The 21,778-nt window shown below is 65.6% G+C and carries 23 protein-coding genes; 13 read left to right on the top strand and 10 right to left on the bottom strand.

From position 1 onward, the window contains the following. Positions 1-25: 25 nt before the first annotated feature. Complete coding sequence (locus ACOIX3_RS22925; protein ID WP_420964388.1) at positions 26-982, bottom strand: helix-turn-helix domain-containing protein; 957 nt, start codon at positions 980-982, stop codon at positions 26-28. A gap of 208 nt (positions 983-1,190) precedes the next feature. On the opposite strand from ACOIX3_RS22925, the gene ACOIX3_RS22920 reads away from it, so the two are divergent. Together ACOIX3_RS22920 and ACOIX3_RS22915 are read left to right on the top strand one after the other, a co-directional pair. Next, positions 1,191-2,198 carry a carbon-nitrogen hydrolase family protein gene (locus ACOIX3_RS22920; protein WP_420964387.1) on the top strand — a complete coding sequence of 336 codons (1,008 nt, stop codon included), beginning with the start codon at positions 1,191-1,193 and terminating at the stop codon, positions 2,196-2,198. A 30-nt stretch (positions 2,199-2,228) separates the two neighbouring features. Beyond that, positions 2,229-3,281, top strand: coding sequence for a phenylacetaldoxime dehydratase family protein (locus ACOIX3_RS22915; RefSeq protein ID WP_420964386.1), 1,053 nt, complete (start codon positions 2,229-2,231; stop codon positions 3,279-3,281). Positions 3,282-3,852: 571 nt separating this feature from the next. Here the strand turns inward: ACOIX3_RS22915 and ACOIX3_RS22910 are convergent. After that, entirely contained in the window at positions 3,853-4,704 is an 852-nt protein-coding gene (locus tag ACOIX3_RS22910; protein ID WP_420964385.1) for a LysR substrate-binding domain-containing protein, read from the bottom strand. Between the two features lie 119 nt (positions 4,705-4,823). On the opposite strand from ACOIX3_RS22910, the gene ACOIX3_RS22905 reads away from it, so the two are divergent. After that, positions 4,824-5,813, top strand: coding sequence for a bile acid:sodium symporter family protein (locus ACOIX3_RS22905; protein WP_420971780.1), 990 nt, complete (start codon positions 4,824-4,826; stop codon positions 5,811-5,813). A gap of 156 nt (positions 5,814-5,969) precedes the next feature. On the opposite strand, the gene ACOIX3_RS22900 is transcribed toward ACOIX3_RS22905, so the two are convergent. Continuing rightward, the gene (locus tag ACOIX3_RS22900; RefSeq protein WP_420964384.1) at positions 5,970-6,899 is read right to left on the bottom strand and encodes a glycine/sarcosine/betaine reductase selenoprotein B family protein; all 930 of its coding nucleotides are present in this window, start codon (positions 6,897-6,899) and stop codon (positions 5,970-5,972) included. 91 nt (positions 6,900-6,990) lie between these two features. Between ACOIX3_RS22900 and ACOIX3_RS22895 the strand changes: the two genes are divergently transcribed. The 6 genes from ACOIX3_RS22895 (at position 6,991) to tsaA (ending at position 11,552) form a co-directional block, all read left to right on the top strand. Continuing rightward, on the top strand, positions 6,991-8,094 hold the full coding sequence (locus ACOIX3_RS22895) for a transglycosylase SLT domain-containing protein (RefSeq protein WP_420964383.1): 1,104 nt from the start codon (positions 6,991-6,993) through the stop codon (positions 8,092-8,094). Between the two features lie 95 nt (positions 8,095-8,189). Next, a complete protein-coding gene (locus ACOIX3_RS22890) occupies positions 8,190-8,684 on the top strand; it encodes a protein-tyrosine phosphatase family protein (RefSeq protein WP_420964382.1) in 495 nt (164 codons plus the stop codon). A gap of 238 nt (positions 8,685-8,922) precedes the next feature. Then, positions 8,923-9,675 (top strand): AzlC family ABC transporter permease, encoded by a 753-nt coding sequence (locus ACOIX3_RS22885; protein WP_420964381.1) that lies wholly within the window; start codon positions 8,923-8,925, stop codon positions 9,673-9,675. Then, complete coding sequence (locus ACOIX3_RS22880; RefSeq protein ID WP_298368903.1) at positions 9,672-10,016, top strand: AzlD domain-containing protein; 345 nt, start codon at positions 9,672-9,674, stop codon at positions 10,014-10,016. The genes ACOIX3_RS22885 and ACOIX3_RS22880 overlap by 4 nt, the downstream gene beginning before the upstream one ends. A gap of 60 nt (positions 10,017-10,076) precedes the next feature. Beyond that, complete coding sequence (locus ACOIX3_RS22875; RefSeq protein ID WP_420964380.1) at positions 10,077-11,057, top strand: Bug family tripartite tricarboxylate transporter substrate binding protein; 981 nt, start codon at positions 10,077-10,079, stop codon at positions 11,055-11,057. Positions 11,058-11,060: 3 nt separating this feature from the next. Further along, a complete protein-coding gene (tsaA, locus tag ACOIX3_RS22870) occupies positions 11,061-11,552 on the top strand; it encodes a tRNA (N6-threonylcarbamoyladenosine(37)-N6)-methyltransferase TrmO (protein ID WP_074128941.1) in 492 nt (163 codons plus the stop codon). 234 nt (positions 11,553-11,786) lie between these two features. Here tsaA and ACOIX3_RS22865 read toward each other — a convergent pair whose 3' ends face one another. The 4 genes from ACOIX3_RS22865 to ACOIX3_RS22850 form a co-directional block, all read right to left on the bottom strand. Then, entirely contained in the window at positions 11,787-12,212 is a 426-nt protein-coding gene (locus ACOIX3_RS22865) for an HIT domain-containing protein (RefSeq protein WP_420964379.1), read from the bottom strand. Positions 12,213-12,265: 53 nt separating this feature from the next. After that, entirely contained in the window at positions 12,266-13,516 is a 1,251-nt protein-coding gene (locus ACOIX3_RS22860; protein ID WP_420964378.1) for a GNAT family N-acetyltransferase, read from the bottom strand. A gap of 167 nt (positions 13,517-13,683) precedes the next feature. Next, positions 13,684-14,436 carry a glycerophosphodiester phosphodiesterase gene (locus tag ACOIX3_RS22855; RefSeq protein WP_420964377.1) on the bottom strand — a complete coding sequence of 251 codons (753 nt, stop codon included), beginning with the start codon at positions 14,434-14,436 and terminating at the stop codon, positions 13,684-13,686. 3 nt (positions 14,437-14,439) lie between these two features. Beyond that, complete coding sequence (locus ACOIX3_RS22850) at positions 14,440-14,907, bottom strand: RidA family protein (protein ID WP_050404836.1); 468 nt, start codon at positions 14,905-14,907, stop codon at positions 14,440-14,442. A gap of 263 nt (positions 14,908-15,170) precedes the next feature. Here ACOIX3_RS22850 and ACOIX3_RS22845 point away from each other — a divergent pair, with 263 nt between their 5' ends. Continuing rightward, entirely contained in the window at positions 15,171-16,034 is an 864-nt protein-coding gene (locus tag ACOIX3_RS22845; RefSeq protein WP_420964376.1) for a cell envelope integrity EipB family protein, read from the top strand. A gap of 242 nt (positions 16,035-16,276) precedes the next feature. After that, entirely contained in the window at positions 16,277-16,678 is a 402-nt protein-coding gene (locus ACOIX3_RS22840; RefSeq protein ID WP_194460999.1) for a RidA family protein, read from the top strand. Positions 16,679-16,775: 97 nt separating this feature from the next. Here ACOIX3_RS22840 and ACOIX3_RS22835 read toward each other — a convergent pair whose 3' ends face one another. Next, on the bottom strand, positions 16,776-18,092 hold the full coding sequence (locus tag ACOIX3_RS22835) for a DNA polymerase IV (RefSeq protein ID WP_420964375.1): 1,317 nt from the start codon (positions 18,090-18,092) through the stop codon (positions 16,776-16,778). Next, positions 18,071-18,370 (bottom strand): DUF3572 domain-containing protein, encoded by a 300-nt coding sequence (locus tag ACOIX3_RS22830; protein ID WP_050425563.1) that lies wholly within the window; start codon positions 18,368-18,370, stop codon positions 18,071-18,073. Before ACOIX3_RS22830 ends, ACOIX3_RS22835 begins: the two co-directional genes overlap by 22 nt. Before the next feature lie 228 nt (positions 18,371-18,598). On the opposite strand from ACOIX3_RS22830, the gene ACOIX3_RS22825 reads away from it, so the two are divergent. Both ACOIX3_RS22825 and ACOIX3_RS22820 read left to right on the top strand, forming a co-directional pair. Beyond that, on the top strand, positions 18,599-18,964 hold the full coding sequence (locus ACOIX3_RS22825; protein WP_016845968.1) for a response regulator: 366 nt from the start codon (positions 18,599-18,601) through the stop codon (positions 18,962-18,964). A gap of 15 nt (positions 18,965-18,979) precedes the next feature. Further along, a complete protein-coding gene (locus tag ACOIX3_RS22820; RefSeq protein ID WP_420964374.1) occupies positions 18,980-20,353 on the top strand; it encodes a PleD family two-component system response regulator in 1,374 nt (457 codons plus the stop codon). A gap of 215 nt (positions 20,354-20,568) precedes the next feature. Here the strand turns inward: ACOIX3_RS22820 and ACOIX3_RS22815 are convergent, their stop codons facing one another. Then, positions 20,569-21,774: a serine hydrolase domain-containing protein gene (locus ACOIX3_RS22815; RefSeq protein ID WP_420964373.1), complete on the bottom strand. Its 1,206-nt coding sequence runs from the start codon at positions 21,772-21,774 to the stop codon at positions 20,569-20,571. Between the last annotated feature and the right edge of the window lie 4 nt (positions 21,775-21,778).

The raw sequence follows: 21,778 nt of genomic DNA, 5'->3' as shown, positions 1-21,778 counted from the left end.
TTTGCGCCGCAAACGACCCGGGAAGTTAGTTCGGCACCCGGCTGTGCCGCCAATCGCGCGGCGACAGGCCGTAATGGTCGCGGAACACGCGGCCGAAATGCGAGAGATCGTTAAAGCCCCAGGCGAACGCAATCTCGCCGATATGGAGATGCGCGTGTGTCGGCGAGGCGAGGTCGCGCTTGCAGCGCTCCAGCCGCTGCGCCAGCACGAAGCGCTGGAACGAGGTGTCCTCGTCGGCCAGCAGGCTGTTGACGTAGCGCGGCGAGATGCCGAGCGCCGCGGCGGTTTCGCTGAGGCTAAGCTCGGGGTTCGGCAGGTGCGCCAGCACATGCGCCTTCAGCCGGTAGAGCAGGGCGGAGCGGTGGGTCGAAGCCGGTAGCGCCGCGCCGCCGAGCCGCTCGCTGATCGCCATCGCGAGCAGGTCGGCGGCCTGGTCGGCGAGGCGGATCGCATTATCAGGATCGAGCTTGTCGGCGATCTCCGAGAGCCCGCTGATGAACTGCCAGGCCAGCCGCTGCACCGGGCGATCCGATGTGAACGTGGTCGCCGTCAGGCCCTGGGTGCCGGCAAAGCGCCGGTGCAGCATCGCGCGCGGCACCTGGAAGATGGTCTGCGTGAAGTCGTCGTCGAAGCGCAGCTCATAGGGCCGCGTGGTGTCGTAGAACGCAAACTCGCCCGGCCGGATCACGGTCTCGCGGCCGTCCTGCAGCACGGCGCCCGCGCCACTTTGGCCGAGCGCGAACAGAACAAAATCCTCGCTGGTGCGTGCGATCCGTGACGGTGTGCGCAGCACCCGTTGCCGGCCCGACGAGACGACGGAGCATTTCATCGCGCCGAGTTGCGCGCTGGTGATGGCGCCGTGGAAGGCGGTGCCGAGATCAGACTTGCAGTCGAGCTGCACGAACACGTCGCAGACGATGTCCCGCCAGAGCGCGAGTCGCCGGTGCGTGGGCGCGGCTTCCGTGGTGAACAGGGCCGGCATGAATTCCTCCCTTCACGAGTGCAAACGCTGGCCACGCAAACAAAGCAAGCTTCGTACCGGGGACGGCTGGGGGAATCTCCTCCGCAGTCGAATTTTCCTTCCGTCCTGGTCGAACGGCGCTCCCGGTCCCGGGGCAGCATGATGTCAGAGGCCGCTGGGCCCGATCAAGTACGAACCGGCCGGAGCGGCCGCCTGCGAGGAGGACATCATGGGCATCGAACATCCGAAATATCGCGTTGCGGTGGTGCAGGCCGCGCCTGCCTGGCTCGACCTCGACGCCTCCATCGCCAAGAGCATTGCCTTGATCGAGGAGGCGGCCGCCAAAGGGGCAAAACTGATCGCGTTCCCCGAGGCCTTTATCCCCGGCTATCCCTGGTACATCTGGCTGGACTCCCCGGCCTGGGCGATCGGGCGCGGCTTCGTTCAGCGCTATTTCGACAACTCGCTGAGCTATGACAGCCCGCAGGCCGAGAAGCTGCGGCTGGCGGTGAAGAAGGCCGGCATCACCGCCGTGCTCGGCCTGTCGGAGCGCGACGGCGGCAGCCTCTATCTGGCGCAATGGCTTGTTGGCCCCGATGGCGAGACCATCGCCAAGCGGCGCAAGCTGCGGCCGACCCACGCCGAGCGCACCGTCTATGGCGAGGGCGACGGCAGCGACCTTGCGGTGCATGACCGCCCCGGCATCGGCCGCCTCGGCGCGTTATGCTGCTGGGAGCATCTGCAGCCGCTGTCGAAATACGCGATGTACGCCCAGAACGAGCAGGTGCATGTCGCGGCCTGGCCGAGCTTCTCGCTGTACGATCCGTTCGCGCCGGCGCTCGGCTGGGAGGTCAACAACGCGGCCTCGCGGGTCTACGCCGTTGAGGGCTCGTGCTTCGTGCTGGCGCCCTGCGCCACCGTCTCGCAGGCGATGATCGACGAGATGTGCGACCGCGACGACAAGCACGCGCTGCTGCATGTCGGCGGCGGACACGCCGCGATCTACGGGCCGGACGGCAGCTCGATCGCCGAGAAGCTGCCACCCGACCAGGAAGGCCTGCTGCTCGCCGATATCGATCTCGGCGCGATCGGGATCGCCAAGAACGCCGCCGACCCGGCCGGGCATTACTCGCGGCCCGACGTCACGCGGCTGCTGCTGAACAAAAAGCCGTCGAAGCGCGTCGAGCATTTCGCGCTGCCGCTCGACATCGAAGAGATCGACGCGGCCGCAAGCTGAACGCCTGACATCAAACCGGAGGCGACTGCCATGGAATCCGCGATTCCCTCTCATCTGCAAACGGCGCGCTCCCGTCATCGTCGCGTGCCCGACGATTACGCGCCGCCTTATCCCTCGTTCGTCGCGCGCCACAAGCCCGCGGTCGCACGCGTCATCATGGCCTATTTCGGCGTGCAATATCGCGGCGAGTCGACCGCCGCGGTAACCGAGGCGCTGGCATCGATCGCAAAGCGCTTCGCCGGCGAGAACGGTCCGACGCATTGGGATCGTGCGCAATATGTCGACCAGGCCGGCCTCACCAACGTCGTCTCGGTCGCCTATTGGGACGATGCCGGGCGGTTCGATGCCTGGTTCGAGGCCGCGCGCGAGGCCTGGACCGGCGGCGGTGCCAGCGATGGCGTCGGCCGCTTCATCGAGGTGCTGCGGCCGCATGTCGAACGCTACGAGACATTGTTCTCGTCGCTCGGCCGCCCCGAGGGCGTCGCGGTTCTTGCCGACGCCATGAGCGGCGAGGTGCAGGAGCACGCGTACTGGGGCGGCATGCGCGACCGCATCCCGCTGTCGCAGACCGACGCGATGACGCCCGGCGGCGAGCCGCGCGTGATCCGCGACGGCGCGCGCATCCGCGTGGTCGCGCACGACAATCTCTGCCTGATCCGCTCCGGCCAGGACTGGAGCGACACCGAGGCGTCGGAGCGCAAGATGTATCTCGACGATGTCGAGCCGGTGTTGCGCGAGGGCATGGACTTCCTGCGCGACGACGGCGTGCCGATCGGCTGCTACGCCAATCGCTACATGCGCGTCGTCGACGCGGATGGGCGATTGACGGAAAAGTCCTACGGCCAGAGCTGGTGGAAGTCTCTCGCCGCGCTGGAGCGCTGGGCGGAATCGCATCCGACCCATGTCCGGATCTTCGGCGCGGCGATGAAGTATCTGTCGACCCTTGGACCAGCCGCAAAGCTCAGGCTGTATCACGAGGTCACGGTTGCTGCCGCCGACGAGCAGTTCTTCGAGTACCTCGGCTGCCACGAACGGACCGGCATGCTGGGCGCGGTGCAGGTGGAGGCCGTGCCATCCGCCTGACGCGGGGCGCCTGGTCCGAGCAGGGGCGCACTGCCAAAATATCGAAAACAACCCCATGCAAAGTAGCCGGCGGCCGCGGGCGTTCGGCACGGCAACTTGACATGTCGGGCAAATCAGCGGTAGTCTTCTATTATTCCGAAATCGTGCCGGCGCCCTCCGCTTGCTCAGTGTCATCACTGCGGGTGATCCAGTATTCCAGAGACCGCAGCGCTTGAGCCGAGAGGCTGCGGCGTACTGGATGCGTGTGCAGGGCATGCCACCGGAGAGGGACGTGAGTCCACGGCTCCTCCAACACGTCGTCCCTGCGAAAGCAGGGACCCATACTCCGCGGCGGACCTTGTTAAAGGGACTCGCTATTCCAGCATCGCGCAACAATCAGCGTTGGTGGTTATGGGTCCCTGCTCCCGTGCGCAATTGCGCACTAGGCAGGGACGACGATGAGGATGGTTCGCGATTCAAGGCGTCACGCCGCACGGTGTCATCACCCGCATGCGCATGCGGTTGATGAGCATTCCAGAGACCGCAGCGCTTGAGCCGAAGGGCCGCGGCGCAGATCGTTCTAGCCAGACTTCTACGGCCGCAGCCGGCCGCCGCGTTCCGTGATGGCCTGCGCCAGTTCGACCGCCGGGCCGCGTCTGGTCCGGCGGGCGGTGCGGACCACGAACTCGACGCTGCCGAGCGGTGGCAATCCTGACGCCGGCAGCGCTTCTAGTCCGTCCGGGATCAAGCCCTGTGCCTGCGGGGTGATGCCGAGACCGGCGAGCGCCGCGGCGCGCAGGCCGCTGAGGCTGCCGCTGGAGCAGACGATGCGCCAGGGCCGCCCGAACCGCTCCATCGCCTCCAGCACCACGCTGCGGCTGACGCTTGGCGGCGCGTAGAGGATCAGGGGCAGCGGCTCGCCGGGATCGAGCCGCATGCCCGGCGCGGCGGTCCATACCAGGCGGTCCTGCCACACCAGCTGTCCCAGCGCATCGCCGGGCCGCCGCTTGCCCAGCACGAGGTCGAGCTCGCCGGCGTCGAGCTGCTGGTACAGCACGGCGCTGAGGCCGATCGTCAGCTCGAGATCGACCTGTGGATGGCGGCGGACGAAGTCGCGCAGCAGATCGGGCAGGCGCGAGCTGGCAAAATCCTCCGCGGCGCCGAACCGGACCTTGCCGCGCACCTGCGACCCCGCGAAGTAATCGCGGGCACGGGCATTGGCCTCCAGGATCGGGCGCGCAAAGCCGGTCATCGCCTCGCCGTCGGCGGTGAGCACCACCGAATGGGTGTCGCGCACGAACAGGCGGCGCCCGGCGGCGGCCTCGAGCTTGCGGATGTGCTGGCTGACGGTCGACTGCTTCAGGCCGAGGCGGCGGCCGGCCTCGGTGAAGTTCTGGGTCTGCACCACAGTCAGGAAGGTTTCGAGCTGGACCGGGTCGAGCATGGCGGCGTTCCATCATTACAATACGTAATGACGATAACATCGGTAAGCGCGGTTCACAATCGGCGAGGGGAGGAGCACCTTTCAATCAAGGAAAGGAAGCCACCATGACCATCACCCGCCTGCGCTCATTTCTGCCCGTCGACCCCTACATCGCCGCCATCGTCGGCATGGTCGGCCTCGCCACGCTGCTGCCGCTGCACGGGCAGGGCACCGTGATCGGCGGCTATGCCACCGAGGTGGCGATCGCGCTGCTGTTCTTCCTCCACGGCGCCCGGCTGTCGACCACGGAGGCGCTGGTCGGCGCCCGGCACTGGAAGCTGCATGTCGTGATCTTCCTGTCGACCTTCGCCCTGTTCCCGCTGCTCGGGCTCGCGGCCCATGCGCTGGCGCCGCATCTGCTGACGCCGGCGCTGTGGGCGGGCGTGATCCTGATCTGCATCCTGCCGTCGACGGTGCAGTCGTCGGTCGCCTTCACGTCGATCGCGCACGGCAACGTGTCGGCGGCGCTGTGCTCGGCGACCGCCTCCAATCTGCTCGGTATCGTCGCGACGCCGCTGCTCGCAGGTGTGCTGCTCTCCAGCCATGGCGGGTTCTCCGGCAACGCCGCGCTCGACATCGTCGTGCAGCTGCTGCTGCCGTTCGTGGCGGGGCAGTTGTCGCGGCCGCTGATCGGCCGCTGGGTCGAACGGCATCATGCGATGCTCGGCCTGGTCGACCGCGGCTCGATCCTCTTGATCGTCTACACCGCGTTCAGCGACGGCGTCAGCCACGGCATCTGGCACCAGGTCAACGCAACACAGATGGCCATCGTGCTCGGCCTCGATGCGCTGCTGCTCGTGATTGTGCTGCTGATCACCAATTTCGGCAGCAAGCTGCTCGGCTTCTCGCGCGCCGACCGCATCGCCATCATGTTCTGCGGCTCGAAGAAGAGTCTGGCGAGCGGATTGCCGATGGCGAGCGTGCTGCTCGCCGGGCAGTCGGTCGGCCTGGTCGTGCTGCCGCTGATGCTGTTTCACCAGATCCAGCTGATGACCTGCGCCGCGCTGGCGCGGCGTTATGCGGGCAGCGAGGAAGCAATGTCACATGATGCCGTCCCGACGCACGCGTAGGCATTTCGCCTCGCTGTCGTCCCCCGGCTTGACCGGGGGACCCAGTACGCCGCGGCTTCTCCGTAACTGACCGGTGTCTCTGGAATACTGGATCGCCCGGTCGAGCCGGGCGAAGACACCGTGAGTTGGGTGAGTGATCGTGTCTAACGCCGAGCCCTACGCCACGCGAAGACCCCTCGCGATTTCCTTCTGCGCGTCGAACTCGCGGCGCAGGCGGGCGAGCTCCTCGGCGCTCAGTGCGTCGGCGTTGCTGTAATCGCGCTTCCAGCCGGCGTCCTCGCTCCAGCGCAGCGGCGATTGCACGGTGGTCTGCGGACCGGGAGCTTGCTCCAGCACGCGCAGCGCGAGCTCCAGCGTAAGAGCCTGCGAAGCGACGTCGCGCGGCTTGCCGGCGGAGTTGCCGAGCGGGAAGTCGGAAAACAGGAAGCGCGGCACCGCGGCGTGCTCGACGATATCCTTGGCGCAGCCCATCACGACGGTCGGGATGCCGTTGGCCTCGAGATACCGTGCGACCAGGCTGACGGTCTGGTGGCAGACCGGGCAGTTCGGCACCAGCACCGCGGCGTCGACCTTGTCGTCGCGGCAGCGCTTGAGGATTTCGGGCGCATCGGTCTCGATGGTGACGCGGTGGCTGCGGTTGGTCGGGGCGCCGAAGAAGCGCGGCGCGACTTCGCCGATCGTGCCTTCCGCGGCGAGGCGCTTGAGTTGCGCCAGCGGGAACCAGGTGCCGCTGTCGGTCGCCGTGGTGTGGGTGCGGTCATAGGCGATGTGCGAGATCCGCAAATCGTGTTCCTCTGACGTGTCGCCGTCATAGACCGAATAGAACTTTGCCCCGCCATTGTATTTCGCGCCGGGGCCCTGGTCGCCCTTGGCGGGATCGAATGGCGCCGCCGTCGTGATGATCGCGACGCGGGACTGGCTCAGCGGCTTCTTCAGCGGCTGAAACGGGGCGGACGTGTAGTGCGCCCAGCGGTAGGGGGTGGTGTAGCCGATCGCCGCATAATAGTCGCGGGTCCGCTTCATGTAGCCGATCGGGGCGTCGTCGTCGGGGGCAAAGCCGAGTTGGTCGTCCGAAGCTGCGGCCATTTTGCGCTCCCTTTTGTGCGCCATCATTTCAGTCCATAGCTAGACCACGAGCTTGCGGTGTCAAGCCACGCCGCGCGGGAACAGATTTGCGATGCGAACAGGTCTTTGCGCCGCATGGGTCATGCTTCTGGTGCTGGTGTCGCCGGCCGGTGCGGAGGACGCGCCTGCCGCACCTCCGCCTACGTCGCCAAGCCCCGAGCAGCCCGCCACGCCTCCCGCGGACAAGCCCACCGAGAAACCCGCGGCCTCGCCGGCGGAGCAGCCTGCGCCGCCGCCGGGAGAGCAGGCCACACCATCAGCCGGGAAACCTGCCGCACCTCCGGCGGACACGCCCGCGCCACCTGCCGAGAAGCCCGCAGCGGCAACCGACAAGCCCGCAGACGACGCGCGCGAGAGCGACACCCGCGAGGCGATGTGCCTGATGATCGAGTCGGCGGCGCGGGCGAACGACCTGCCGCTCGAATTCTTCGCGCGCGTGATCTGGCAGGAGAGCCGTTTCCAGGCCGACGCGGTCGGTCCCATAACCCGCAGTGGCCAGCGCGCGCAGGGCATCGCGCAGTTCATGCCGGGCACGGCCAACGAGCGCGGGCTTCTTGATCCCTTCAATCCCGTCCAGGCGCTGCCGAAGTCGGCCGAATTCCTGAGCGAGCTGCGCAACCAGTTCGGCAATCTCGGCCTCGCGGCCGCCGCCTACAATGCCGGCCCGCGCCGGATCCAGGACTGGCTCGCCGGCTCCGGCTACATGCCGCAGGAGACGCGCAACTACGTCTCCGCGATCACCGGCTCCAGCGTCGACGACTGGGCCGCCGCCGGCCGCAACGGCAAGATGCCAGCGCGTGCGCCGACCGCGAGTTGCCGCGAGCTGATGGCATTGTTGAAGCGCGCGCCCAACCCGTTCGTGGCCGGGCTCGAGCAACACATCACGCTGTCGGCGGCCAAGGTCTGGGGTGTGCAGCTCGCCGCCGGCTTCAGCCGCGACAAGGCGCTCGCGATGTATGCCCGCGCCATCAAGCGGCTATCGAGTGTGATCGGCGATCAGGATCCGAGCCTGCTCGGCTCACGGCTGCGCAGCCGCGGTAGCGCGATGTTCTACCAGGTGCGCATCGGCGCCGACACGCGCCCCGAGGCCGACGGCCTGTGCACCCGCATCCGCAAGGCGGGCGGGGCGTGCTTTGTTCTCAAGAACAGGGCGTGAGGGCACGGGCGCAGCCTGTGCCGTAATCTTTTTGGGGTTATGGTCGTCGACCATTTGATCTAACGGTCACATGCACTGGGGACGAGAGGCTTGGAATGTCCAGACTGCATTGGATCGCAATTCCGACCCGTGGACGGCTCGCGATCATGGCACGTCCCAGGGCAGATGACTGGCTCGCAATTGACATAGACGGATGGAAGTCCGCCGGCCTCGACCTGATCGTAAGCCTCCTCGAGCCGGACGAAGTCTCTGAACTCGGGTTGCAGAACGAAGCTCTACTTTGCCGTGAGAGGGACATGGCGTTTCTGTCCTTCTCGATCCCCGATCGCGGTATTCCCGCAATGGACGCGACGCGGCACCTTGCTGGTTTGATCTCGCGTGAGGTCTCGGGCGGGCGCTCGGTTGCTATCCACTGCCGGGCAGGCATCGGCCGTTCATCCGTGATCGCAGCCTGTGCAATGATCTGTTCCGGGATCGAGGCCGCCGAAGCACTCAGGCTGATCGAAGAAGCCCGTGGCATCAAGGTCCCGGATACCGAGGCACAGCGTGATTGGGTGATCGCCTTCGGCGAAGCGCTCAGAGGGTCCTAACGCGGACCGCGCGCGGGCCGTCATTGCGAGGAGCTCGCGACAAAATTGCAAAGCAATTTTGCGCTGAAGCGACGAAGCAATCCATCGGCCCGCAGACGCGGAGAAATGGATTGCTTCGCTTCGCTCGCAATGACGGCTGGGACTGTCACCGTCGCATAGCAGTGCTGTGCAGCCGCTTGCTTGACCCATTGAGCACCACGCCCTAAGCCGCCGATATTGCAAAACCATCCGGCTTCCCGTGGCGCTTCCTCCGCTCGATTCTCCGCAATGGCAGACCTCGTTCCGCGCCTTCCTGTGGGGCGCGCGGTCGATCGGCGCCACCGTGCTGACCCTCGTGCTGTTTGCGACCTATCTCGGCATCGGCGCGCTGGCGCATGATTCCGGCTTCTCGCTGGGCTGGACCCTGGCGAGCACCGCGTTCGTCTGGGCGGGGCCCGCACAGATCATCGTGATCACCACGCTCGGCTCCGGCGCCACCGTGCTGCAATCGGCCATCGCGGTCACCGTCAGCGCGATCAGGCTGTTCCCGATGGTGGTGTCGGTGTTGCCGATGATGCGCACGGAGGACACCAAGCGCCGGCATCTGATTCTTGTGGCGCACCTCACAGCCGTGACGCTGTGGGTCGAGTGCTTCCGCTTCCTGCCGCAGGTGCCGCGCAACCGGCGGATTGCCTTCATCCACGGGCTCGGCTGCGGGCTGGTGTCGGTCTGCCTGATCGCGAATACGATCGGTTACACGCTCGCGGCCAATCTCACGCCGCTGCTCGCCGCCGGCATGCTGATGCTGACGCCGCTCGCCTTCCTGTTCTCCACCGCGCGCAACTGCCGCGAGCTCGCCGACGTCATTGCGCTGGTGCTTGGTCTGCTGCTGTTCCCGCTGGCGGCGATGCTGAACAGCGGTGTCGACATCCTGGTCAGCGGCGTTGTCGCGGGAACCATCGCCTACGGCGTGCACCGCGCGAGGGCGGGCATCGTGAGGGCGAGCGCATGACGGGCTTCATCGGCGACTGGCACGCGCTTGCGATCCTGTTCGTGGCGGGCGTCATCCCCAACCAGATCTGGCGCATGCTCGGCCTGTGGTTCGGCGGCGGCATCGACGAGAATTCCGAGCTGCTGGTCTGGGTGAGGGCGGTCGCCACCGCGATCCTCGCCGGTATCATTGCGCAGATCGTGGTGCAGCCGCCGGGTGCGCTCGCCAGCGTGCCGGACTGGCTGCGTTACGGCGCCGTCGCCGCGGGCTTCGTTGCATTCATGCTGGCGAGGAAATCGATCTTCGCCGGCGTGATCGTGGGCGAAATCGTCATGCTGTCGGGCAAATACTGGCTCGGCTGATTGCGGCAACCGCATTATCCGTTACTCTCGTTCTCCAAGAAAACGACAACGGGGAACGTCATGCAGCGGCGCGCATCATCGGCCTTCATCGTGGCTCTGACTGCCTTGCTGGTAGCCGCGCCGCCAGCGCGTGCCGCGGAGTATCCGACGCGTCCGATCAAGCTCGTGGTGCCCTACGCCGCTGGTGGACCGACCGACGTGCTCGGCCGCATCGTCGGCGAATATCTCGGGCGCGATCTCAAGCAGGTCGTCGTGGTCGAGAACAAGGCCGGCGCGCAGGGCGCGATAGGCGCCGAAGCAGTGGCGCGTTCCGACCCCGATGGCTACACGCTGTTCGTGACGGCCGCTTCGATCTTCGTGCTCAATCCGCTGCTCTACAAGAAGCTGCCTTATGATCCGGCCAGGGATTTCCGCCTGCTGTCCGTGATCACGGACGCGCCGATGATCATGGAGGTGCATCCGTCCGTCCCGGCAAAGACGATCGCGGAGTTCGTCGCCTACGCCAGGAAAAATCCCGGCAAACTCAATTTCGGATCGGCCGGCACCGGCGGCACCGTTCACCTCGCCGGCGAGATGTTCAAGCAGATGGCCGGCGTCGAGATGACCCACGTGCCGTACAAGGGCGCAGGACCCGCGCTGCAAGATTTGCTGTCAGGCAACATCCAGCTGATGTTCGACACGCTCGGCACCGCGCTACCGCCGGTCAAATCAGGCATGCTGCGCGCGCTCGCCGTCACCTCGACCGAACGCGTCCCCGATCTGCCCGATCTGCCGACGATTGCCGAGAGCGGCTATCCCGATTATGCGGTCAGCGTCTGGTATGGTATTGCGGCGCCGTCGAAAGTGCCTGACGACATCGCGGGCAAGATCAAGGAGAGCCTCGACCGGGCCTTGAACGACGAGGCGTTTCGCGCTTCGCTAGTCCGGATCGGCTTTCCGCCGCTGCGCGTCAAGAGCCAGGCCGAGATCGACAAATTCGTGGATACCGATCGCGCGCGGTGGGCGGGCGTGGTCAAGATGCTGAACATATCGTTGGACTGAGACATGGTACGTGAAATGGAATTGCGCCAGGGCGAGGTCGCCGTCGACATGCCGACGGCACGCGACGCCGGGCTTGTCTTCATCGGCCGCATCCGCACGCCCTGGACCTCGCGGCTGGCGACGCCGCGGCAGGGGCGGCATGACGGCCCGGTGTGCCGGCTCGAGATCTTCGAGCCCTGGGTCGCCGCGATCAAGGGCGTCGATTTCTATTCGAACCTCGAAGTGCTGTACTGGCTGCACCAGTCGCGCCGCGACATCGTGCTGCAAAGCCCGAAGAACAATGGCAACACCCGCGGCACCTTCTCGCTGCGCTCGCCGGTGCGCCCGAACCCGATCGGGACCTCGATCGTGAAACTGGTCGGCGTCGAAGGCAATGTCATCCTGGTGCGCGGCCTCGACTGCCTCGACGAGACGCCGCTGATCGACGTCAAGCCGGATCGTTGCGAATTCACCCCGCTGGCTCCGCCGCAGGCCGGGGATTTCGAGACGGAGTGAGACCTCTCCACCGTCATTCCCCCGGTGCGCAATTGCGCACCTGAGGGCGCGCGGAGCGCGAGCCCGGAATCCATCGGTCCGCGCGTTTCGTGGTGAAATGGATTCCGGGCTCGCGCCAAGAGGCGCGCCCCGGAATGACGAGGAGTGAAGCTCTCCGTCGTCGAGATCCCGGGTTCGTCGCTACGCGCCGCCCTCAGGTGCGCAATTGCGCACCGGGGGATGACGCCTTCGGCGTCACTTCAACGCCGCGATCAGCTTCGCCGCGTGCGCCTCCAGCACCTTGCCGTCTTCCTTGTGGCTCGCAGGCGGCAACAGCGCGACGCCGTCCTTGCGCGGCATCACGTGCATGTGCAGGTGGAACACGACCTGGCCGCCGGCCGGCTCGTTGAATTGCTGCACGGTGATGCCGTCGGCCTCGAATGCCTTCATCGCCGCGGCGGCGATCTTGTGGGCGGCACGTGCGACATGGGCGTAGTCGTCCGCCTTGATGTCGAGGATGTTGCGGGCAGGGGCCTTCGGAATGACAAGCGTATGCCCGGGCGAGCGCGGCATGATGTCGAGGAAGGCGAGCACCTGCTCGTTCTCGTAGACCTTGTAGGACGGAAACTCGCCGCGCAGGATTTTTGCGAAGGGGTTGTTGTTGTCATAGGCGGCGGGCATGGCGGCGGCTCCCTGGATTTTGTGGGTCTAATGTCTCGGTCGCGGCTGAAACGTCAAGCGTCGTCGTCGGCCGTCTTGCGAAACGGCCCTGCTTCGGCCAACTCGCGGCCGACCTCGGCAACGTAGTCGCGCTCGCGCTTGAGATAATCGGCGATCGCGCGGCGCAGGCCGGGATCGGCGATGAAATGCGCCGAATAGGTGGTCTGCGGCAGGTAGCCGCGCGCCAGCTTGTGCTCGCCCTGCGCGCCGGCCTCGACCACCTTGAGCCCGCGCTGAACCGCGAAATCGATCGCCTGGTAGTAGCAGACCTCGAAATGCAGGAACGGGTGGTGCTCGATCGCGCCCCAGTTGCGGCCGAACAGCGTGTCCGACCCGATGAAGTTGATGGCGCCGGCGATCCAGCGGCCGTTGCGCTTGGCCATGATCAGCAGCACGTCCCGGCTCATGCTCTCGCCGATCAGCGAGAAGAACTCCCGGGTCAGATACGGCCGGCCCCATTTGCGCGAGCCGGTCTCCATGTAGAACTCGAAGAATGCGTCCCAGGCGTCCTCGGTGATGTCAGAGCCGGTCAGCCAGTGAATGGTGATCCCGGCGGTCACCGCCTCGCGGCGTTCGCGCTTGATGCCCTTGCGGTGACGGGAGTTCAGGGAGCCCAGAAAATCGTCGAAGGTTTTGTAGCCTTCATTGTGCCAGTGAAACTGCTGGTCGGTCCGTTGCAGGAAGCCGTGTGCGCCGAGAAACTTGGCCTCGTCCTCGCGGGCAAAGGTGACGTGCACCGAGGAGGCTTCGGTGGCGTTACAGAGCGCCCGCAAGCCCCGCGCCAGCGCCGAGCCGATCGCCTCGCGGTCGACGCCGGCGCGGATCAACAGCCGCGGCCCGGTCGCGGGCGTGAAGGGGACGGAGACCTGGAGCTTCGGATAATAGCTGCCGCCGGCGCGGTGATAGGCCTCGGCCCAGCCGCGGTCGAACACGTATTCGCCCTGCGAGTGCGATTTCAGGTAACACGGCACGACGCCGACGATCCGGCCATCGAGCTTTGCGATCAGATGCCGCGGTCCCCAGCCGGTTCGCGGGCAGGCCGAGTTGGAGGCTTCGGCGGCGGCGAAAAAAGCGTGGGAGACGAAGGGGTTATAGCTCGAACCTGCAGTCGTCTGGCAATCGCCTGCGGAACCGGGCGAGGCCAGCGTGTCGAGGCTGTGGATGCTGTCCGCATCCGCCTTCGGATTGGCGCAGGCGTCCCATTCGGCGGCCGGAATACCGCCGATATCAGCTACAGCCTCTAGGGTGATTTCAGACGACGCCATCGAGAGTGAAGACCGGTGCCTCTTTTGAGCATGATCTTTCCGGAACAGCTGGCTCCACTTCCGGATCATGCTCCGCATTCCGCCATCGCCGATGACGACCAACGCTTTGACCAACCCTTGCCAAGATCGTGCGTCGCAGCGACGAGTTCAAGACTACCGGCGACATGTCAGGTTCCCGGCACAAACCCCTCGAAAATCATCTGGTCGGCGTAGCGGGCCGCGCGCTCGCGCTGTTCCGTCGTCCGCACGGTCCAGGCCAGCAGCGGGCAGCCGAACACATTGCGGGCGACCCAGGGCGCCGGCGCCGGCAGCTGGTTGACCCAGAAGGCAACGAAATGCGGCTCGGTCTTGAAGCCGTGGCGCAGGTACAGCATGCCGTCGCGCTGGGCCGGCGTCAGCTTGGTCCAGGAACTGTCGTCATAGGTGCGCTGGGCGGTGATGCCACGCGGCAGGTTCGGCATGGCCTCGCGCAGTGCCAGCACCTGGTCGGGATCGAACGACATGCCGACGACAGGGCCGGAATAGGACGACAGCACCTCGGCCATCCGGGCTACCAGCTTGCGGTCGCCATCGAAATGGCTCTTCACCTCGACCACCAGCGGGACGCGGCCGGCGACCAGCGCGCAGAGGTCGCCGAGCGTCATCATCTGCTCGGAGGTGTTCTTGAATTTCACCGCCTTCAGCTCGGCTGCGGTCTTGGCCGACAGCAGGCCCGAACCCTCGGTGAGACGGCCGAGCGCATCGTCGTGATGCACCATCGCCTCGCCATCGGCGGTGAGCTGGATATCGCACTCGATCGCGAAATTGCCCGCGACCGCGGCGGTGGCCGCGGCCGGCATGTTCTCGATGATGCCGCGTGCGGCATCATGCAGGCCGCGATGGGCGACCGGCCGCTTGGTCAGCCAATCAGGAGCGCGCATCGCTCAGGCGACTTCGAACACGCCTTCGACCTCGACCGCAGCGTCCGCCGGCAGCGAGGCGACGCCGACGGTGGTGCGGGCATGGCGGCCCTTGTCGCCGAACGCTGCGACCATCAGGTCGGAAGCGCCGTTCAGCACCTTCGGTCCGTCGAAGAAGTCCGGCGCCGAGTTGATGAAGCCGCCGAGCCGCACCACGCGCACCACCTTGTCGAGATCGCCGAGCGCGGCCTTGACCTGGGCCAAGAGGTTGATCGCGCAGCCCTGCGCCGCGGCGACGCCTTGTTCGAGCGTGACGCCGGCCCCTAACTTGCCCTTCGCGATCAGCTTGCCTTCGGCGTTGAAACAGACCTGGCCCGAGACGAACAGCAGGTTTCCGCTGCGGACGAAGGGGACATAGTTCGCGACCGGGGAGGTCGGCTGTGGAAGTGTGATGCCCTGTGACGCCAGTTTCTGTTCGACGGTACCCGCCATTTTTGTCCCTCAATTGGAATTGCACGAAGCCTGAAACGCGGTCAGGGCCAAGTTTGTTTCGATTGTTTCGCGCATCGTGCCGCCGGTTGCAAGCGACGGTAAGGTGAGGCCAGCGCGGCCATGACGTGCGGAATCGCGCGGAAAACTGCCAAGAATGACGGCGTTTTCGCTGCTTACATTGCGATTTTGTCAGACTTGCCCCAGTTGCGGCGCAATACCACCGTCACTATTGTGGCGAATCCCTGCCTCCTCGAGGAAAAACCATGACCTTGCCGTTTCGGAATCCGTCGCGTGCCCTGGTGCTCACGATCGCGGTTGCCGCAGGAACCGGTCTGGTTCATGGGGCGGCCGCTGCGGCCGGCGGGCCGTTTCTGGCGCATCAGGCGCTGTACGATCTCAGCCTGGTGAAATCGCGCGGCTCCAATTCGGTCAGCGATGCGCGCGGGCGCATCCTCTACAATTTCTCCGGCAGCTCCTGCGAAGGCTACACCTCCGAATTCCGCCAGGTGTCCGAGCTCGACAGCGGCGAGGGCAAGGTGACGCTGTCCGATCTGCGCTCCTCGTCCTGGGAAGACGCGTCGGGCAAGAGCTATCGCTTCAAGATCGACACGCGGATGAACGACAGTGACTCGTCGCCGGTCGACGGGATCGCCGAGCGCGTGGGCGATCATATCACCGTGAAGCTGACCCAGCCGGTGAAGAAGACATTCAACCTCGACGGCAAGATCGTGTTCCCGACCGAGCAGATCCAGCACATCATCGCCGCCGCCCGCGACGGCAAATCGGTGCTTGAGCAGACCGTCTATGACGGCTCCGACAATGGCGAGAAGGTCTACAACACGCTGACCGTGATCGGCCGGCCGATCACAGGCGACCGCGCGCCGTCATCGCCCGATCCGTCGACGGCGAGCGACGCGATGAAGACCATGACGCGCTGGCCGGTGACGGTGAGCTATTACGACAGCGATGCCCGCGCCAAGGATGGCGAGCAGACGCCGGTCTACGCGATGTCGTTCGAACTCTACGAGAACGGCGTCTCCCGCGCGCTGGTACTGGACTACAACGATTTCGTGATCTCGGGCGCGCTCGACAAGTTCGACGTCAGGGATTCCAAGCCCTGCAAGTGACGGCTGGCGATCGCCACCCATTCGGTGTCGTCCCGGGCAAGCGAAGCGCGACCCGGGACCCATAACCACAGGGCCGAGTTGTTAAGGGCGCTGTGGCCTCAGCGTCGCGCGATAATCACCTTCGGTGGTTATGGGTCCCTGCTTTCGCAGGGACGACAGCGGAGTGCTCCGCGAGACCGCACTGGCCGGAACCATCAGACACGAGTACGCTTCCCAAAACACGCGTGTCAGGGAGGCATCTCATGAGCAAATCAGACCATCTGCGCCCCAGCGGTCTGCATCACAATCCGGCTTACTCCCACGTCGTGGTCGCGTCAGGCGCGCGCACCATCTACATTTCCGGACAGGTTTCCACCGACGAAGAGGGCCGGGTGGTCGGCGCCGGCGATCTCGCCGCGCAGACGACGCAGGTGATGCAGAACCTCGGCATGGCGTTGAAGGCCGCCGGGGCAAGCTATTCCAACATCGTCAAGATCACGACCTTCGTCGTCGGCTACAGACCGGAGCTTCGCCCGATCATCGGCAAGGCGCGCTCGGCGTTCTTCGAGGGCATGGAGCCGCCGGCCTCGACGCTTGTCGGCGTCACCGCGCTCGCGGCGCCGGAATGGCTGATCGAGATCGAGGCGGTGGCCGTCGCGGATTGATACGGGTCGTCATGCGCGGGCTTGACCCGCGCATCCATCGCTCTTCAAAGAATCTTCCTGGATGGATGGCCGGGTCAAGCCCGGCCATGACGATCGATTACTCCTCCGCCGGCTTCCCCGGCCCCTCATAGGCAATGCCCCGGATCACGGCGGCGTTGCCGAACTTCTTGCGCAGATTGTCGATCGCGCGTTCGGCGTGCGCCGAGCGGCGGTCGAGCATGTCGGAATCGTTGGCCTGCGCGCCCGGGCGCAGCGCGCTGACGCCGGCGCCCATCAGGCGGAAGGCGGTGCCGTCGATCTCCTTGGCCAGCATCTCGCGCGTCACCGCAAAGATCTTGGCGGCGAGCTGGGTCGGGGTCTGGATCGATTGCGAGCGGGTGCGCTGACGGAAGTCGGCGGTCTTCAGCTTCAGCGTGATGGTGCAGCCTGAGAGGTCGCTGCTCTTCAGCCGCGCCGAGGTCTTCTCCGACAGCTTCCAGAGCAGCTTTTCCAGGATTGCAAAATCGCGGATGTCGGTCTCGAAGGTGGTCTCGCTCGAGATCGTCTTGGCGCCGCGATCGGGCACCACGCTGCGGTCGTCGATGCCGCGCGCCAGTTGCCACAGCCTGCGGCCTTCGCTGGCGAACTGCTTCATCAGCTCGTTCTCGTCGGCGCGCTGCAGGTCGGCGATGACGCGGAAGCCGCGCTGCACCAGCTTCTCCTGGGTCGCAGGGCCGACGCCGTAGATGAAGCCGACCGGCTTGCTGGCCAGCATCTCGCGCGCCTCGTCCTGGTCGAGCGTGGCGAAGCCTCGGGGCTTGTCGAGGTCGGAGGCGATCTTGGCGAGGAACTTGTTGCAGGACAGCCCGACCGACACCGTGATGCCGATATCGCGCTCGACGTCGCGGGCGAATTTGGCGAGCACCTTGGCCGGGATCATGCCGTGGACGCGCTGCGTGCCGGAGAGATCGAGGAAGGCCTCGTCGATCGACAGCGGCTCGACCAGCGGCGTCAGCGCCTGCATGGCCTGGCGCACCTCGCGCCCGACCCGGACGTATTTCGCCATGTCGGGCGGGATCACGGTGGCGTCGGGGCAGAGTTCCAGCGCCTTGAACATCGGCATCGCCGAACGGACGCCGTAGGTGCGGGCGATGTAGCAGGCCGCCGACACCACACCGCGCTTGCCGCCGCCGATGATGACGGGGCGGTCGGCGATCTCAGGATTGTCGCGCTTCTCGACGGTGGCATAGAACGCATCGCAGTCGATATGCGCCAGCGCCAGCGCGGGCAGGGTGCGATGACGGACTAGCCGCGGCGAGCCGCAATGGCTGCATCGCTTCACCTTGATATCGAGATCGCCGAGGCAGTCTCGGCAGAAACTGAGGGAGCCGTCGGGAGCTGGCGCTGCCGTCGTCACGGCACGTCGCGCTCCCATTTCGGGTCGCCCAGCACCTGGTGGGCGGCAGCGATGTTGGTCGGGTGCAGTTCGGAGGCCGCGGCGAACGCCTTCACGGTGGCATCGTCGCGCATCACGAAATCGAGCACGCTCGCAAGAAATTGAGGATTGGACGCAGCGTTCCGCAGCGTCTCCGGACCGATTCCGGTTTCGGCCAGGAACAAGCCGAGCCGCTCGGGATCGCCGGCAATGAAGCCGAGCGCCTGAATCGCAACGATTTCAGCGACTTCCCGGGGGTTGTGAACAGGCTTTTTCAACGCGCCGGTTTGCCTTTCCGTTAACTTATGGTCTCTAATGAGAGGCCCATCATGCCCGAGTCTTCCGCATGTGTTCAAGCAACTGAAACCACGCTGCGGAAGTTGGACGTCGGGTTAACGGGTTAGAGCGATTCTGGCGCTAGTTTGAATTCACATTTTCGACGCGCTCCGCGCGCGGTGCGTGAGGTGCCGCAGCCGGGCCTGTTTCCTAAGTCTGGGAGGGACGGGATGGCCAAAACCGTCCTGATCGTGGAGGACAACGAGCTCAATATGAAGCTCTTTCGCGATCTGTTGGAAGCGCATGGCTATCAGACTTCGGGCACCAGCAATGGCTTCGAAGCGCTCGATCTCGTCCGCAAGCTGCGCCCCGATCTCATCCTGATGGATATTCAACTGCCCCAGGTGTCCGGCCTGGAGGTCACGCGCTGGATCAAGGACGATCCCGACCTGCGCACGATTCCGGTGGTCGCGGTCACCGCCTTCGCCATGAAGGGCGATGAAGAGCGCATCCGCGAGGGCGGCTGCGAAGCCTATTTGTCCAAGCCGATCTCGGTCGGCAAATTTATTGAGACTGTCCGACGCTTTATCGGATAGGGGAGTTGTGGTGCCATGTCCGCGCGTATCCTCGTCGTCGATGACGTTCCGGCGAACGTCAAGCTGTTGGAAGCCCGGCTGTCGGCCGAATATTTCGATGTGCTGACCGCTTCCAACGGGACCGAGGCGCTGGAAATCTGCGCGCGCGCCGAATGCGACATCATCCTGCTCGACGTCATGATGCCCGATATGGACGGCTTCGAGGTCTGCCGCCGTTTGAAATCGAATCCGGCAACCCATTTCATCCCCGTCGTCATCGTCACCGCGCTCGACAGTCCGTCCGATCGCGTGCGCGGCCTTGAGGCCGGCGCCGATGACTTCCTCACCAAGCCGGTGTCCGACGTCGTGCTGATCGCGCGCGTGCGCTCGCTGACGCGGCTGAAGATGATGACCGATGAGCTGCGCATGCGCGCCATCACCTCGCTTGAGATCGGCATGCAGGCTCCCGAACGCAGCGCGATCGCGGATCGTGGCACCGGCGGCCGCATCCTGCTGGTCGACGATAGGCCGTCGTCCTACGAGAAGCTGGCGCCGATCCTTTCGGCCGAGCACACCGTCGATGTCGAAACCAATCCGGCGGAAGCCTTGTTCCACGCCGCCGAGGGCAATTACGACCTCCTGATCGTGTCGCTTAGCCTCGACAATTTCGATGGTCTGCGGCTGTGCAGCCAGGCCCGTTCGCTTGAGCGCACGCGCCAGGTGCCGATCCTCGCGGTTTCGGATGCCGACAACAATGCGCGGCTGATGCGCGGGCTCGAGATCGGCGTCAACGACTACCTGCTGCGTCCGGTCGACAAGAACGAGCTGCTGGCGCGGGCGCGCACCCAGATCCGCCGCCGCCGCTACACCGATCATCTGCGCGACAACGTGCAGAACTCGATCGAGATGGCGATCACGGATGCGCTGACCGGCCTCAATAACCGGCGCTACATGGAGAGCCATCTCGCGACCCTGGCGGAGCAGGCCTCGATCCGCGGCAAGCCGCTGGCGCTGATGATCCTCGACATCGACTACTTCAAGGCGATCAACGACACCTACGGCCACGATGCCGGCGACGACGTGCTGCGCGAATTCGCCGTTCGCATCCGCAAGTCGATCCGCGGCATCGATCTCGCCTGCCGCTATGGCGGCGAGGAGTTCGTGATCGTGATGCCGGAGACGGATCTGCATGTCGCCGGCATGGTCGCCGAGCGGCTGCGCCGCTCGATCGCGGGCGAGCCGTTTGCCGTCGAGAAGGGCGGCAAGCGGATCACGGTCACGATCTCGATCGGGCTCACCACGCTGGAGCGCAAGGGCGAGCTAGTCACCGACGTGCTCAAGCGCGCCGACACCGCGCTCTATCGCGCCAAGCACGACGGCCGCAACCGCGTGGTCTCGGCGGCGGCGTAGCGGGCGTCATACCTTCCGTATCATCCGTCGTCATACCCCGCGAAAGCGGGTATCCAGTACGCCGCGGCCTCTCGTTTCAGCTCCCGTAGCCCGGATGAAGCGAAGCGCAATCCGGGGTTCTCGCCAGTTGCACAATAGTCCCGGATTTCGCGGAGCCTGTCATCGGGCGCGCGTTCGCGCGACCCGTTGGCTCCATCCGGGCTACCAGCTGTGTCCTACCTCCCGCGCTTCACCGCGTCATAGGCCAGCCGCTTGAACTCGAACGAGAACGGATGGACGAACGCCATCTGGCGCTGCGCCATCATGACGCCGGCCATGCCGGTCTTCGGCGAAATCCACCACTGGGTGCCCGCGACGCCGCCCCAGTAGAACTCGCCGGTAGCGTCGGGATGGTCGATCGGCGAGGGGGTGAGGATCAGGCCACCGGCAAGTCCGTGCGCCTTGCCGGGTTGTTCGCCCATCATCGCGAAGCGGATCCACTGTCCTTCGGGCAACTGGTTGGACATCATCATCGCGATGGTGTCCGGCTTCAGCAGGGTCGGTCCGCCCGGCAGCAGGCTGCGGATCAGCGCGACCATGTCGGGCAGCGTGGACACCAGGCCGCCGCCGCCATTGAGCCTTGCGACCGGGCGCCGATAGGCGCCGGGGAAGGGCGCATCGTCGGTGCGGGTGAGGCCCGGCTTCATCGGCTCCATCAGATCGGCGCCTGCGTAATACGCGACAAGGCGCCCCTGGTCCTGCTCCGGAACGACGAAGCCGGTATCGACCATGCCGAGCGGATCGAGGATGCGCGCCTTGATGAACTTGTCGAAGGTCTGGCCGCTGACGACTTCCACCAGGCGTGCCACCACGTCGATCGCGAGCGAGTATTCCCACGACGTGCCGGGCTGATAGATCAGCGGCAGATCGGCCAGCACGTCGACCATTTCAGCCAGGGTGGTATTGGGATTGTGCACGCCGCGCTCGTTGAGCGCCTTGAAAATGACGGTGCCGGGATCGAAGAAACCGTAGCTCAAGCCGGCGCTGTGGCTGAGCAATTGGCGGATGGTGATCGAACTCTTCGCGGGCTCGGTTTGATCGATCGACGTCGCGCCTTTCAGCAGGACCTTGCGGTTGCGGAGCTGCGGGATGAATTTCTCGATCGGATCGTCGAGCTGGAAGCGGCCATCCTCGAACAGCAATAGCGCCGCACAGGAAGTGATCAGCTTGGTGTTGGAGAAGACCCGGAAGATGTGGTCGGTGCGCAGCGCGGTCTGCGCTTCCTTGTCGGCCCATCCGACGCAGCCCGTGTCGGCGATGTCGCGCCCGACCAGCACCGACCAGGAGATTCCGGACAGCAGATTGTTGTCGATATAGCGCTGCATGGCGGCGCGCGCCGGCGCGAAATCGTAGCCGGTGGCCGTCACCTTCAGATCTTCCATGGTC

Source organism: Bradyrhizobium sp. B120 (assembly GCF_049075665.1).
In the GTDB taxonomy this organism is placed as follows: Bacteria; Pseudomonadota; Alphaproteobacteria; order Rhizobiales; family Xanthobacteraceae; genus Bradyrhizobium.
Note: the sequence above shows the minus strand (reverse complement) of the source record. Positions and strands in the feature narration are given on the sequence as shown.